Annotated in this window: 14 protein-coding genes; 8 read left to right on the top strand and 6 right to left on the bottom strand. The window is 64.4% G+C overall.

Annotation, left to right across the window (positions count from 1 at the left end; translation table 11 throughout):
* Positions 1 to 23 precede the first annotated feature (23 nt).
* The 7 genes from dhaL to FJ434_RS04830 all read left to right on the top strand — a co-directional run bounded on the left by dhaL (position 24) and on the right by FJ434_RS04830 (position 5,503).
* Positions 24 to 626, top strand: a complete 603-nt coding sequence (gene dhaL, locus FJ434_RS04860) for a dihydroxyacetone kinase subunit DhaL (RefSeq protein WP_140746191.1) — start codon at positions 24 to 26, stop codon at positions 624 to 626.
* A complete protein-coding gene (dhaM, locus tag FJ434_RS04855; protein ID WP_140506598.1) occupies positions 623 to 1,012 on the top strand; it encodes a dihydroxyacetone kinase phosphoryl donor subunit DhaM in 390 nt (129 codons plus the stop codon). The genes dhaL and dhaM overlap by 4 nt, the downstream gene beginning before the upstream one ends.
* 21 nt (positions 1,013 to 1,033) lie before the next feature.
* Complete coding sequence (locus FJ434_RS04850; protein ID WP_140506600.1) at positions 1,034 to 1,336, top strand: HPr family phosphocarrier protein; 303 nt, start codon at positions 1,034 to 1,036, stop codon at positions 1,334 to 1,336.
* Between the two features lie 41 nt (positions 1,337 to 1,377).
* The gene (ptsP, locus tag FJ434_RS04845; RefSeq protein WP_181165860.1) at positions 1,378 to 2,952 is read left to right on the top strand and encodes a phosphoenolpyruvate--protein phosphotransferase; all 1,575 of its coding nucleotides are present in this window, start codon (positions 1,378 to 1,380) and stop codon (positions 2,950 to 2,952) included.
* Positions 2,953 to 2,961: 9 nt separating this feature from the next.
* Positions 2,962 to 3,384, top strand: a complete 423-nt coding sequence (locus tag FJ434_RS04840) for a hypothetical protein (protein ID WP_140506603.1) — start codon at positions 2,962 to 2,964, stop codon at positions 3,382 to 3,384.
* A 39-nt stretch (positions 3,385 to 3,423) separates the two neighbouring features.
* On the top strand, positions 3,424 to 4,410 hold the full coding sequence (gene dhaK / locus FJ434_RS04835; protein ID WP_140746186.1) for a dihydroxyacetone kinase subunit DhaK: 987 nt from the start codon (positions 3,424 to 3,426) through the stop codon (positions 4,408 to 4,410).
* 70 nt (positions 4,411 to 4,480) lie between these two features.
* Complete coding sequence (locus FJ434_RS04830) at positions 4,481 to 5,503, top strand: nucleotidyltransferase family protein (protein ID WP_181165859.1); 1,023 nt, start codon at positions 4,481 to 4,483, stop codon at positions 5,501 to 5,503.
* A gap of 8 nt (positions 5,504 to 5,511) precedes the next feature.
* Here FJ434_RS04830 and FJ434_RS04825 read toward each other — a convergent pair whose 3' ends face one another.
* From FJ434_RS04825 to FJ434_RS04810, 4 genes are all read right to left on the bottom strand, one after another.
* The gene (locus tag FJ434_RS04825) at positions 5,512 to 6,495 is read right to left on the bottom strand and encodes a serine kinase (RefSeq protein ID WP_140746183.1); all 984 of its coding nucleotides are present in this window, start codon (positions 6,493 to 6,495) and stop codon (positions 5,512 to 5,514) included.
* Positions 6,492 to 6,926: a lasso peptide biosynthesis B2 protein gene (locus FJ434_RS04820; RefSeq protein ID WP_140716462.1), complete on the bottom strand. Its 435-nt coding sequence runs from the start codon at positions 6,924 to 6,926 to the stop codon at positions 6,492 to 6,494. The genes FJ434_RS04825 and FJ434_RS04820 overlap by 4 nt, the downstream gene beginning before the upstream one ends.
* Before the next feature lie 12 nt (positions 6,927 to 6,938).
* Positions 6,939 to 7,229 (bottom strand): PqqD family protein, encoded by a 291-nt coding sequence (locus FJ434_RS04815; protein ID WP_140506612.1) that lies wholly within the window; start codon positions 7,227 to 7,229, stop codon positions 6,939 to 6,941.
* A gap of 432 nt (positions 7,230 to 7,661) precedes the next feature.
* Positions 7,662 to 8,018: a DUF2259 domain-containing protein gene (locus tag FJ434_RS04810; protein ID WP_246672890.1), complete on the bottom strand. Its 357-nt coding sequence runs from the start codon at positions 8,016 to 8,018 to the stop codon at positions 7,662 to 7,664.
* 120 nt (positions 8,019 to 8,138) lie between these two features.
* On the opposite strand from FJ434_RS04810, the gene FJ434_RS04805 reads away from it, so the two are divergent.
* A complete protein-coding gene (locus FJ434_RS04805) occupies positions 8,139 to 10,046 on the top strand; it encodes a propionyl-CoA synthetase (protein ID WP_140716460.1) in 1,908 nt (635 codons plus the stop codon).
* Between the two features lie 127 nt (positions 10,047 to 10,173).
* Here the strand turns inward: FJ434_RS04805 and FJ434_RS04800 are convergent, their stop codons facing one another.
* Together FJ434_RS04800 and FJ434_RS04795 are read right to left on the bottom strand one after the other, a co-directional pair.
* Entirely contained in the window at positions 10,174 to 12,555 is a 2,382-nt protein-coding gene (locus FJ434_RS04800; RefSeq protein WP_140746180.1) for a polysaccharide biosynthesis tyrosine autokinase, read from the bottom strand.
* A gap of 148 nt (positions 12,556 to 12,703) precedes the next feature.
* Positions 12,704 to 13,600, bottom strand: coding sequence for a UTP--glucose-1-phosphate uridylyltransferase (locus tag FJ434_RS04795; protein ID WP_140746177.1), 897 nt, complete (start codon positions 13,598 to 13,600; stop codon positions 12,704 to 12,706).
* Between the last annotated feature and the right edge of the window lie 72 nt (positions 13,601 to 13,672).

Raw genomic sequence — 13,672 nt, 5'->3', positions numbered from 1 at the left:
TGGAAACCGGGAATTCGGGCGACATGACGGCGCTGGACCTTTCGAGGCTGATCACGGCGGCCGCGGACACGATTGCCGCTCACGCCGAGGAATTGACGGCGCTCGACCAGGCGATCGGCGACGGCGACCATGGGCTGAACATGAAGCGCGGCTTCGAAGCCGTGCGCGCCGAGGCCGATGCGTTCGCGGCAAAGCAGCTGCCCGACGCCCTGAAGGCGATCGGCACCAAGCTGGTGATGACGGTGGGCGGTGCCTCCGGTCCGCTCTTCGGCACGCTGTTCATGGCGCTCGGCAAGGAGATTTCGGCGGAGCCCGACCATGCCAACCTGACGGCTGCCTTCGGCAAGGCGATCGAAGCGGTGGCCGCGCGCGGCAAGTCGCAGGTCGGCCAGAAAACAATGCTCGATGTGCTGCAGCCCCTGCGTGACGCGTTGGCCGGGGGAAAGACGGCGGCTGAAATAGCCGACATCGCCGACGCCGCGGCCGAAGCGACCGTGCCGATGAAGGCGCTGCGCGGCCGTGCCTCGTTCCTCGGCGACCGCTCCATCGGCCATATGGATGCCGGCGCGCGCTCGACCGCGCTGCTGGTGCGCACGGTGGCGCAAATCATCGGGGACAAAGCATGAGCAATGTCGGGATCGTGATCGTGTCGCATTCGCCGCTGGTCGCGGAGGGCACGGCCGACATGGTACGCCAGATGGTGGGCGACGAAGTGCCGCTTGCGTGGTGCGGTGGAAATGGCCATGGCGGGCTCGGCACCAATGTCGAGGCGATCATGGGCGCCATCGACAGGGCCTGGTCGGAAGCTGGCGTTGCCGTCCTTGTCGATCTCGGCGGCGCCGAGACCAACAGTGAAATGGCGGTCGAGATGATCGGCGAGCCGCGTGCGCACAAAATCATCGTCTGCAACGCGCCGATCGTCGAGGGCGCGGTGATGGCGGCGACCGAGGCATCCGGCGGCGCCTCGCTGCGGGAAGTGGTCGCGACGGCGCACGAATTGTCGCCGTCGTGAGTGAACGGGATTTTTGAAGACATGTCGGAAACCGCCGAAGCGACCGTCCTGATCACCCACGATGTGGGCCTGCACGCGCGTCCTTCGGTGAAGTTCACCAAGCTGGCCAAGAGCTTTGCCGCCGACGTGGAAATTGCACTCGCCGCCAACGGCCCATGGTTCGATGCCAAGAGCATCGTCAAGGTGATGGCGGCCAAGGCACCGAAGGGCACGGTGCTGCACATCAGGGCCAAAGGCGATGGTGCCGATGATGCTGTCCGCGCGCTGATCGAACTGGTGCAGCGCGATTTCGACGAGGATGCCGGCCATGTCCGCTCGGCTTGAGTGCGATCCATGCCTTGGCCTGCCCGCTGGGAATGCGGGCCATGCGCATTGAGGGTGTTCCAGCCTCGGCCGGCTATGCCGAGGGGCCTCTGTTCGACCTCGGCCGGCCTGCAAGCATCTACGCGAGCAAGGCAAGCGCCGCGGAAGAGAAGATGTCGCTGGAGGCAGCGATCGGCAAGGCGGTGAACCGGCTCGTGGTCATGATCGAAACCGCCGACAGCGATGCCGCCGGCATACTCGAATTCCACCTCGCCATGCTGGAAGATGACGCGCTTAGCGGACCGGCCTTCGCGTCGATCGCTTCCGGAAAACCCGCCGACGTGGCCTGGCGGCAGGCACTCGATGCCGAGATCGCCGGCTACGACGCCTCGGACCAGGATTATTTCCGCGCCCGCGCCACGGACCTGCGCGACATCAGGGACCAGGTGCTGCGCGCCCTGACCGAGGACGGTGGCAGCACGGCACCGGCCGGCGCCATCCTCCACGGCGAGGACATCGCGCCGACGCGCTTTCTCGAAACCGACTGGAGCCATGGCGGCGGCATCGCGCTGGAGGCAGGCAGCACCGCCAGCCACGTCGCCATGCTGGCGCGCTCGCGTGGCGTGCCGATGGTCGTGGGTCTGCGCGAGCCGCTCACCGCTGTTGCCGGCATCGCGCTGCTCGACGCGGAGCACGGCAATATCGTTCTGGCGCCCTCGCCTGTGGAGATCGGCTCGTTCCGGCAGGCATCCTCCGCCTTCACCGCCCGCCAAGGCGACGCGCGCACCTTTCTGGCACGGCCTGCGGCGACGAAGTACGGCACCGCGGTGCGGGTGCAGGTCAACATCGCCGACCCCAGCGATGTCGAGGCCATCGACATCGCGACTTGCGACGGTGTCGGCCTGATGCGCACGGAATTCCTGTTCGGCAAGACGCTGCCGGATGAAGAGACCCAGTATCGCGCCTATCGCAAAGTGCTGGAATGGGCCGGCGAAAAACCAGTGACGATCCGTACCGTCGATGCCGGAGGCGACAAGCCGGTGCCGGGCTTCACCGTCGAGGAAGGCAATCCGTTCCTTGGCCTGCGCGGCATCAGGCTGTCGCTGGCCAGGCTCGACATATTCCGTGTTCAAATCAGGGCATTGCTGCGCGCCGCGCCACACGGCAATCTCAAAGTCATGTTTCCGATGATCGCCACATCAGAAGAGTATGAACGCGCCGCCACCCTGTTCGCCGAGGAACGGGCAGCCCTTGCCGCGCGCGGCATCGCGCAAGAAATGCCGCCGCTCGGCATCATGGTCGAAGTGCCTTCAGTGGCCATCGCGCCGGAGGCGTTCGCCGGCGTCGCCTTCCTGTCGATCGGTTCCAACGATCTGACGCAATATGTAATGGCGGCCGCGCGCGACAATGCCGCTGTGGCCCACCTGAATTCTGTTCGTCATCCCGCGGTGCTTAGGCTGATCGGTTCGGTCTGGGCCTTCGGACGGGAAACCGGGATTCCCGTCAGCCTGTGCGGGGATGCCGGCGGCGACCCCGCCTCGATCCCGTCGCTGCTGGAGGCCGGCCTGCGCGATCTCTCGGTCGCGCCGGCGCAACTCGCCATGGCCAAGGCGGCCATCGCGGACGTCCCGGTCTAGGCGGCAGGCATGATCGATATCAAACCCGAGCCCGGCTCCGAAGAAGCGATCCGCGCCTACAAAACGATCCTGTCGCAGGTCATCGACCAGCGTCCGTCCGGCATGCGCCAGCGCCTTGCCGACGCGCTTGGCAAGCACCGCAGTTTCGTCACGCAGATTTCGAGCCCCACCTATTCGATCCCGATTCCGTCGAAGCATCTGCCCGCCATCTTTTCCGTCTGCCATTTCAGCCAGGCCGAGCGGGACCAGTTTCTCGCCGCCTACCATCAGGCGCATCCAGGGAAGATCTCGATCGCCGCGGGCGCGCGCAAGACAAGGCACGTTTCGCTCATCGTGCCGGATTTCGGCGACGACAAACAGAATGCGGCGCTCGACCGCGCGATCAACGAATTCATCCAGAAGGTCACCAGCATCACCGGCAAGAGTGGCTGATTGCCCCTTGATGCCAGGCTATTTCGGGAGGAGACGGCCGTGAAGAAATTCATGAACTCGGTGGACACGGTGCTGACCGAGAGCCTCGACGGTTTCGTGGCCGCTCATGCCGACATCCTGGTGCTAGGCGAGGAGCACAAATTCATCCGCCGCAAGATGCTCAAGCCGGGCAAGGTGGCGCTGATCTCCGGCGGCGGCTCCGGCCACGAGCCGCTGCATGGCGGTTTTGTCGGCCATGGCATGCTGGACGCCGCCTGCCCCGGCCAGGTGTTCACCTCGCCGACGCCGGACCAGATGCTGGCCGCCGCGCAGGCTGTCGACACCGGCGCCGGCTGCCTGTTCATCGTCAAGAACTATGAGGGCGACGTGATGAACTTCGACATGGCGGCGGAAATGTCGGAAGGCGTGCTTCAGGTGGTGACCAATGACGACGTCGCTGTCGAGAATTCGTCCTACACGACCGGACGGCGCGGCGTCGCCGGCACGCTGGTGGTGGAAAAGATGGTCGGCGCCGCCGCCGAGCACGGGCTGGCGTTGCCGGCGTTGAAGGCGCTGGGCGAGCGTGTCAACGACGCGACCCGCTCGATGGGCGTGGCGCTGACCAGTGGCACCGTGCCGGCGGCCGGCAAACCGACCTTCGACATCGGCGATGGCGAGATGGAATTCGGCGTCGGTATCCATGGCGAGCCCGGCCGCCGCCGCGACGCCTTGAAGAGCGCCGATGCGATCGCGCAGGAGATCTGTGCCACGATCCTTGGGGATCTGGATGGCCAGGCGAAAGGCCCGGCGCTGCTGTTCGTCAACGGTTTCGGCGGCACGCCGCTGATGGAGCTCTACTTGATGTACAACAGCGCTCGCCGGATTTTCGAGAAGCATGGCGTGACGATTGCCCGCTCGCTGGTCGGCACCTATGTCACCTCGCTCGACATGGCCGGCTGCTCGATCACGCTGACCCTGCTCGACGACGAACTGACGGACTGGTGGGACGCACCTGTCCACACGGCCGCGCTGCGCTGGGGCCTATAAGGCTGGCTTCGGCCGCGCTTTTCTGCAACCATTCTGGACAATCCACTTAGCCATGGATTTGCCCGGGTTGATGCTGCCCTCCCTCACCTTCGCCGAAGAAAGGCTGCTGCTGCGCTTGGCCGATCCGGAGGCCGCGGCGGTCGAGGACAATTTGTCGGCGAAGGCACTGTCGGCGTTGCTCGACAATGCCGAATTCCACGGTGTCCTGCCGATTATGCTGCGTAAGCTCAGGGAGCGCGGCGACGCGCGCCTGCCTCAAGATTCAGGCCTGCAATCCAAGCTGGATGATCTGCGCCAGAAGGCGACGATCGCCACCGGCCATTCGATGCTGCTGCAGTATCATGGTGACCGCATCATGAAGGGGATGGCGGCGGAAGGCATTCCGGCGCGGATCGTCAAGGGACCGGTCTTCGCGCGAAAACTCTATCGCAACATTTCCGACCGGCCGTTCACCGACATCGACATCCTTGTCGAGCCCGCCAACCTTGCACGGGCAAACCAGGTGATCGCGGCGTCAGGCTTCGAGCTTGGCAGCAACGAAGCCGAATCCTACCAGCTGCAGGAGTTCAAATGGCAGGAGAAGGAGAACTCCAGCCTGCTGGTCGAGCTGCATGGCGACCTTGTGCACGACACCGGCATGCGGCGGCGCCTGTCCCTGGGCTTTCGCGAGCTGGGCATCATTGACGGCGAGGCGACGGACACGCCGGCAGCCCTTTTGACGATCGCCATCGTGCATGCGGCAGGGGGGCATAAATTCCACCGGCTGCAGCTTTGTGTCGACGTGCTGCAAGGCGTACGGGCGCTACAGTCGCCGAAAGCCGAGGAACGCTTGCTCGACGCCGCCCGCATGACCGGCATCGAACTCGAACTGGCGATCGTGCTCAACGTGACCGGCCAGTTGTTCGACGAATCGCATGCGCTCGAACTCGCCGCTCGGATCAAGCCCGACCTGTCGATACGGCTGGCCAAAAAGCTGATCACGACGAACACGCTGCTCAGGGTCAATTCCCGGGAGAAGATCGGCTCGCGCCTGCGTCGCGATGCGTTCCGCTGGATCCAGCGGCTGGCCAAGGCCAGGCCATACGCGGCTTGAAGTGGCCGTCAGTCCCGTGACGTCAATGTGGCGCTTATCAGCGCCGCCGCATCGGCCGGACGCGCGCCCACTTCCAGGGTGAAGGCCGGCACCGAGGAGACCAGCTTGCCGATCGTCGCCAGCCGGCGCTTCTGCAGCGGCAGCAGGCCGGTCATGCCGGTGCGGACATTGTCCATCGCCAGCGCCACCGTCGCGTCGGTCCGGGCCATGGGCGTGAGCCGGGTTTCTTCGTCGGCCGATCGCGCAAGGTGCAGGAGTGCTGCTACCGGACGGGCGGTCGGGTTCTCGATTTTTATGATCCCACCCAGCTTTTCCAGCGAAACAGCCTGTTCGCCGTTACGGTCCCAGGACGGCCCGAGACATGGCGCCACAAGCGGGATCATCCGCGCGGTCTTCTCATGGATCTTGACGTGGCGGGGCAAACCCCAGGCAACAGGCCTGGCGGAAGCGACATCCAGGATCATGGCGTCGTCGGAGCACAGGCCGAATCCTTGCGTTGCCAAGGCCAGCGATGTGGTGGTCTTGCCGGTACCGCTCGGGGCATGGACCAGCACGACGGCGTCGCTGCCCGGCAGCGTCAGGCCCGCCGTGTGCAGCATATGTTGGCCGCCGGCATCGAGTGCTGCGTCCAGCATCAGCATCGATGGCGTCCAGGCGGCCTTGCTGTCGGGCACGATGCGGAGTCGCGCCCAGCCCTTCTCGTTGATCTCGACGGTCTGGCGCCCCGGCAAGACCAGATGCACGCTGGCGCCGTCCGTGGTCATCCGGCAGTAGCCGTCGTCCGGTATCTCGCCGTCAAAGACCAGGGATCCGGCGGGTGTCTCGTCCAATGTTTCCGCCTCGACGATGTCGAGATGAAAATCCGCTTCGGTCGAACCTTCGACGCGCAGGCTGGCGAGCATCCTGTCGAAGCCCAGCCATAGTCCGGCGCGGTCGGCCGAAATGCCGAGGACATGGCCGTTGAGATCATAGAAGGCGCAAGGTCTGGTCAAGCGGCGCGCACTTTCGAGGCGCGGTCATGGTGGCGATAGATCTCGACCATGCCGGGAAGGCTGTCGCTGACCACCGGCCTGCCGTCGAGGCAGACCCAGCAATGCGCCGACAGCCGCGACGCTTGCAGCGACTTCGGATCGACGCCGAAGCGCAACTCCGGATCGAAGCCGGCAAGGCGCAGGAAACGGTGGCCGAGCAGTCCTTCCCGCAGGCATCTGCGGTCGCGCATCAGCCAGGGACGGCGCACGGCACGGTTGACACGGGCGATAATGTAGGGGGCTGGCAAGCCGCGATAGGGCGTCGGCGAAGCGAGGGGCGCCCATTTCAGCACCTCCTCGAAGCTGCGGTTGGCAATGAGGACCGGCATCAGCCGCGCGCTTGCCCAGAGATGGCAGCGAAACAAGGCGCGCAAGAGAGGACTGTCCGCCATCAAGCAGTCCTTTCAGCTATCGAGTCCTGGAGCGGCGAGAATGCCTTCCGAAACAAGATCGGTGGCCAGCGCCGCCATGTCCTCGTCAAGCGTGCCCTTGTCGACCTCGAACTCCTCGCAAAGCAGGCCGACGATCTGGCCGAGGTTGCGCGCGCCATCCACCTTGTCGAGAAAAGCTTCGGTCGTGCCGTTGCAGGTATAGAGTTGACCGCTGCGCGCCAAAAGCACGACCGCGCCGTCGCCGACATGCTGAACCGAGGCATCGTCCGCCAGCCGCAGAACCGTTCCAGAGGCAATTTCCATCACGAACCCCAAAAGCGATGCAAAACCCCGAAATGAGATAGCGCGGTGGTGGGGCGCTGTCTATCGGCCGGCGGGGGGCTCGTGTAGCGCTATGCTTGCAGCACGCTCTTGTCAGGCTGTAACATTCATCCAGAGCCGAAAATCGTCCCGGAAACAGTCGTCGGAATGACGCGGCAGGCGAGTGCGTTGACCGGCAAGACCGTTGCTTTTCTTCCCTCGGGTAAGGTAAGAACTCCCCGGGACCTGGGGAGATAAGCGTATGCGTTACAATTGGGAGCGGGCTCCAACGACTTTCGAACGTCATCGAAAAGCTCTTGCGACAGCCATTTTGATCTTCGGCGGTGTCGGCCTCATGCTGGTGGCCTTGCCGATCTAGTGCAATCCACATTTGTCCAGCGAATCCTGTTCGTTAGACGGCTATCGATGGATTGCTCAGCGGAGCTGTCCGGCCACGGCGATGAAGCGGCGATCACGCCCTTCAAAGCCTTGGCTGAAGCGCTGCACCAGCACGACGATCACCGCCGGCTTGCCAGCCGGTGTGTATTCATAGGATTGCGACAGGCTGTAGGAGCTCGGGCAGTTCCTCGAGCCCGGTACGGCCTTGTCCTCATGCAAGGTCCTGAAAGGCTTGCCGTCCTGGCCTTGCAGCGTCAGCCGGAAACCGAGCGCCTTGCCCGATGTGTCGCCTTGCTGGGTGTCATCGAAGCTCGCCGAACAATCGGCCGTGCTGCCGGCCAGAATCTGTTCCAGCTGGATCGTCGAAACCCCGGTTTCGTCATAGAGCGGCACGCCACCGCGCGTGTCAGGTCAAGACACGGCCGACTGAGACGAAAATGCAGGGAGACATCGCCCGAAGAAACAACATAGGCTATTGCCGAGGACCGCAAATCGTTCCTGGGGAGGTTACGGATGGCTTCACGCTATCACGAGGTCTATGACGGCTGGAAACGCGACCCGGAAAAATTCTGGGCGGAGGCGGCCGAGGCCATCGACTGGTATTCGCCTTGGGACAAGGTGTTCGATACCGCCGCCGGCGTCTATGGCCGCTGGTTCACCGGCGCGACCTGCAACACCTGCTACAACGCCCTTGACCGGCATGTCGCCGGCGGGCGGGCCGACCAGATCGCCCTGATCCATGACAGCGCCATCACCGGAACGGTGAAGAAGTTCACCTATGCCGAGTTGAAACGCGAAGTGGTGGCGCTGACCTCGGTGCTCAAGAACCGCGGCGTCGGCAAAGGCGACCGCGTCATCATCTACATGCCGATGGTGGCCGAAGCGGCCATCGCCATGCTCGCCTGCGCCCGCATCGGCGCCGTGCATTCGGTCGTGTTCGGCGGCTTTGCCTCGCATGAGCTTGCCACCCGCATCGACGACGCAAAACCGAAACTGATCATCTCGGCCTCCTGCGGCCTGGAGCCGGGCCGGGTGGTCGCCTATAAGCCGCTGCTCGACAAGGCGATCGAGATGTCCCGCCACAAGCCGGACGCCTGCCTGATCCTGCAGCGCGACCAGTTGCGCTGCGATTTGAAGGACCATTTCGACATCGACTATGCCGATGCCGTCGCCCGCGAACGGGCGGCCGGCGCCAATGTCGACTGCGTGCCGGTGCTGGCGACCGACCCGCTCTACATCATCTACACGTCGGGCACGACCGGCCAGCCCAAGGGCATCGTGCGCGACAATGGCGGCCACATGGTCGCGCTGAAATGGACGATGGACAACGAGTTCGGCGTCAAGCCGGGAGAAGTGTTCTGGGCGGCGTCCGACGTGGGCTGGGTGGTCGGCCATTCCTACATCGTCTACGGACCGCTGCTGCATGGCTGCACCAGCGTGATGTTCGAAGGCAAGCCGATCGGCACGCCCGATGCCGGCACCTACTGGCGGGTGATCTCGGAGCATGGCGTGGTCGCGTTGTTCACCGCGCCGACCGCCTTCCGCGCCATCAAGGGGCAGGACCCCAAGGGCGAGTTCGTGCCGAAATACGATCTGTCCAAATTCCGCACGCTGTTCCTCGCCGGCGAGCGCGCCGACCCCGAAACCATCAAATGGGCGGAACAGAAGCTCAACGTGCCGGTGGTCGATCATTGGTGGCAGACCGAGACCGGCTCGCCGATGACGATCAATCCCGCCGGGCTCGGCCTGCTGCCGGTGAAATACGGCTCGCCCGGTGTGCCGATGCCGGGCTACGACATCCGCGTGCTCGATGATGCCGGCCACGAGGTGCAGCGCGGCACGCTGGGCAATGTCGTGGTCAAGCTGCCGCTTCCGGCGGGCTGCCTGCCGACGCTGTGGAATGCCGATGCCCGCTTCCGCCAGGCCTATCTCGATGAGTTCCCCGGCTTCTACAAGACGGCCGATGCCGGCATGATCGACGAGGACGGCTATCTCTACGTGATGGCCCGCACCGACGACATCATCAACGTCGCCGGGCATCGGCTGTCGACCGGCGCGATGGAAGAAGTGCTGGCCGCCCACCCCGACGTCGCCGAATGCGCCGTCGTCGGCATCGCCGATGCGATGAAGGGCCAAATTCCGCTGGGCTTCGTGGTGCTGAACGCCGGCGTCGCGCGCGAAGGCGGCGCCATCGAGAAGGAGGTCGTCGCGCTGGTGCGCGAGCGTATCGGCCCGGTCGCCGCCTTCAAGACGGTGGTGACCATCAAGCGGCTGCCCAAGACGCGGTCCGGCAAGATCCTGCGCGGCACCATGCAGAAGATCGCCGACAAGGAAGCGTGGACGATGCCGGCGACCATCGACGACCCCGCCATCCTCGAGGAAATCACGGCGGCGCTGAAGGCGCGTGGCATCGGCGTGTAGGGAGCACTGCCGGCATCTGGGTGGCGCTACCGTTCCGCGATGTTGCGGCGCTGCGAACTTTTGTGACGGCCGCAGGGCGGGACGGCCGAAACTTTGCGCAATCTCGAAATGAGAGCGGCGGCCTATCTCAGGCCGCTGTCTTCGACCGCACTTCCGACTTGTCGAGATAGTAGCTCGAGTACTTGTCGAAGAATTTCTCCGACGCGCCGAACGATCCGTATTTGGCCAGCTTCTTCAGATCGACCTTGTTCAGCACCGCGCCGACGATCTTGTTGGCGACATAGGGTTCGGATTCCAGCATGGAGCGCACCATGGCGCGCGGCGTGCGGCCCCATTCGGCGACCAGAACGAAGCCGTCGACGAGCGGCGCGAAGGCCTTGGCGTCGACCACCGGCCCCAGCGGCGGCAGATCGACGACGATGTATTCGAACGTCTCCTTGGCGTTCTCGATGAAGCGCCGCATGCCGGCCGAGGAGAGAAGCTCGCTGGTGTGCGAGAAATGCCCACGCGACACCGCCGGAATGATCGCCAGCTTGGTCTGCCTGTCGATCTTGCCGACGGACTGCCAGGTTTGACCGCTCACCACGGCTTCCATCAACCCTTGCTCGGCTTCCATGCCGAGGCTGCGGCTGAGGCCCGGATTGCGCAGGTCGCCGTCGATGAGCAGCGTCCTGGAGCCGTTGGCGGCGAGCAGACCGGCGAGATTGGCCGCGACCGTCGACTTACCTTCGCCGGGCAGGACCGAGACCACGCCGATGACGCGGCTGGCTTGCCCTTCCATGACGACATCGAAAGCGATCTTGGCGCTGCGCAGCGTTTCGGAGAACATCGACGCCGGAGCGTCGATGCTTACCCGCATTCGCGCGCGCCTTTCAATGGCGGCCGGCGATCTGGCGACCTTGAGATCGGGCTCGTCCGGTTTGTCTTCCTTCGTCGATTTGCTGCCGATGGTGGGCAGGTAACCGAGGAATTTGAGGCCAACGCGGTCGCGCACCTCGTCGCCGGTCCTGAAGAACCGCTCGTTGAACTCGTTGAGCCCGCCGAAGCCGGCGCCCATCAGAACGCCGAGCACCAGCGAAAGGCCGAGCACGATGACGGTGCGCGGGCTCGAGGCGGCAAGCGGCGTCGACGCATCCGAGATGATGCGGATCTTGCCGACCGGGAAGGATTGCTGCTGCGCGGCTTCCTCGTAGCGGCCGAGGAACGTCTGGTAGAGTGTGGTCAGCGCCGTCGCCTTCTGGTCGAGCTCGCGCAGCTTCACCTGCGACTGATTGTCGATGGAGCTCTTGCCTTGCGCGGCGGCGACATTGGCCCTGAGCGCGGTCTCGCGCGCCAGCGCCACCTCATATTCGTTGCGATAGTTTTGGGTCAGTTGCTTCAGTTCGCCGAAGATCTGCGCCGATATGTCGGCCTTCTCCTTGGCGAGCGCCACCGCCTGCGGATGCTGCGGGCCGAAATTCGCCTCCACATCCTGCTGCCGCTTGGCGACGGTGAGATAGCGCGTCTTCAGCGCCGCGATGACTGCGCTGCTTGGCTGGTCGCTGGATATGGCGGCGTCCTTGAAAGCGTTGTCCGAACCGCTGTCGACGATCGACTTGTATTGCTGGTAGCGGGCGCTGGCACGCGCCGTGTCGGCCTGCGCCACGATGAGCTGGGCGTTCAGGTCGGCGAGCTGCTTGTCGCTCATCAGCTGGCCGTCGCTGTTGGCGGACAGGCCGTGTTCGGCCCTGAATTTCTCGACCGCCAGCGATGCCTGCTGCGAGCTCTCGCGCAGTTCGGTCAGCCGGCCCTGCAGCCAGACCGCCGCGCGCTCGGTGGCATCGAAGCTGGCATCGAGCTGATCGGCGAGATAGGCGTCGGCATAGGCCTTGGTGATGGCTTTCGCCAAACCCGGATCCGTCGCTTGATAGCCAAGCGCGATGACGTAGCTTCGCCCGACGCGATCGGCCCGGATCTCGTTCTGCAGCTTGAGGATGGCATAGTCGCGTCGCGACGTGGCGATCAGCGCATCGCGCGCGGCGGGGTCGAGCTTGGAGATATCGCCGACGCCCGGCGTGGCCTGGCTCGGATGGACATACTGGATCAGACCGCGGATCATCCCGACGCCCTGGGCAAGCGCCGACTGGGGCGGGTTCATGAACGCGTCGTTCTGGTCGAGCTTGAGCTTGTCGACGACCACGGCGGCGAGCCGGGTCGAGGTCAGGATCTCGATCTGGCTCAGGATGGCCGAATCGGTCTGCATGGTTGTCGATGCCGCCGAGATGTCGTCGACGATCTTGTTCAGGCCCTCATCGATCAGCACGCTGGAGACCGACACAAATTTTGGCGGCGTCGTCTGCAGATAGAGCAAGCCCAGGAAAAGACCGATGATGGCGCACACGCCAACCACCTTGGCCTGCCGTGCGGCCATGCCAAGCAGCCGCTCGATATCGATGAAGTCGTCGCCGTCTCCTGCGTCCGAATTCGGCAATGGCATCCTCTTGTCGAGAGGAAAATTGGCATAATTCATCTTCGGTCCAATTCTGGCTTGTCTCGCTCGCGGGCCCCAGAAAGATCGGGAGCATTGGCGGACGCGACACACGCTTGGTGCCGGACAGCGAGGAGCCGACCGGCCCCTCCGCCGTCAGCCATCCGACAATGCTCCCGAAAGATGGGCATTATGCGGCTTCTTCCTGGCGTTCATGCGTCCGGACGAACTCCCGGAGCATCTCGAAAACCGGGCCCTTCATGTCGTCGCGCGCCAGCGCGAAGGCGATATTGGCCTGGATGAACCCCTCCTTGGAACCGCAGTCGAACATGCGGCCCTTGAAAGGCTGGGCAAAGAATGGCTGCTCCTGCGACAGGCGGACCATGGCGTCCGTCAGCTGGATCTCATTGCCGGCGCCGCGTTGCTGGTTGCCCAGAAGCTGGAAGATCTCGGGCTGCAGGATATAGCGGCCGTTGATGTAGAAGTTCGACGGCGCGTTGGCCGGCGCCGGCTTTTCGACCATGGCCGTCACCTCGAAGCCGCCGCCAATGTCGGCGCCACGGCCGACGATGCCATATTTGTTGGTCTCGGTCGGATCGCAGCGCTCGACGGCGATGACGTTGCCGCCGGTCTCGGCATAGAGGTCGGTGATCTCGGCCAGGCATCCGCGCCCTCCGAAGGAGACCATGTCGGGCAAAAGCAGGGCGAAGGGCTCGTTGCCGATGACCTCGCGCGCGCACCAGACGGCATGTCCGAGGCCTTGCGGCGATTGCTGGCGGATAAAGGAGGTGGCGCCGGCCACCGGAAGCAGGCTTTCCAGCGACTGCAACTGCGCCTTCTTGCCGGTCTGCTCCAGGGTTCCGATCAATTCCGGATGGAGGTCGAAATAGTCCTCGATGACCGCCTTGTTGCGGCCCGTCACGAACACGATGTGTTCGATGCCGGCCTCGAAGGCCTCGTCCACCGCGTATTGCACGACGGGCCTGTCGACTACGGGAAGCATTTCCTTCGGCATCGATTTGGTCGCCGGCAGGAACCTTGTTCCAAGCCCCGCCACCGGTATCACGGCCTTCCTGATTTTCTTCATCGCAAATTCCTTCTGAGGAGATCGACTTCAGTCCATTCACAGGCCACGAGAAATCCCTTCATGTGCCTGCAT

Origin of the sequence: Mesorhizobium sp. B2-5-13 (genome assembly GCF_006440535.1) — a bacterium.
Classification (GTDB): Bacteria; Pseudomonadota; Alphaproteobacteria; order Rhizobiales; family Rhizobiaceae; genus Mesorhizobium; species Mesorhizobium salmacidum.
This window is presented reverse-complemented; position numbering and strand designations above follow the sequence as displayed.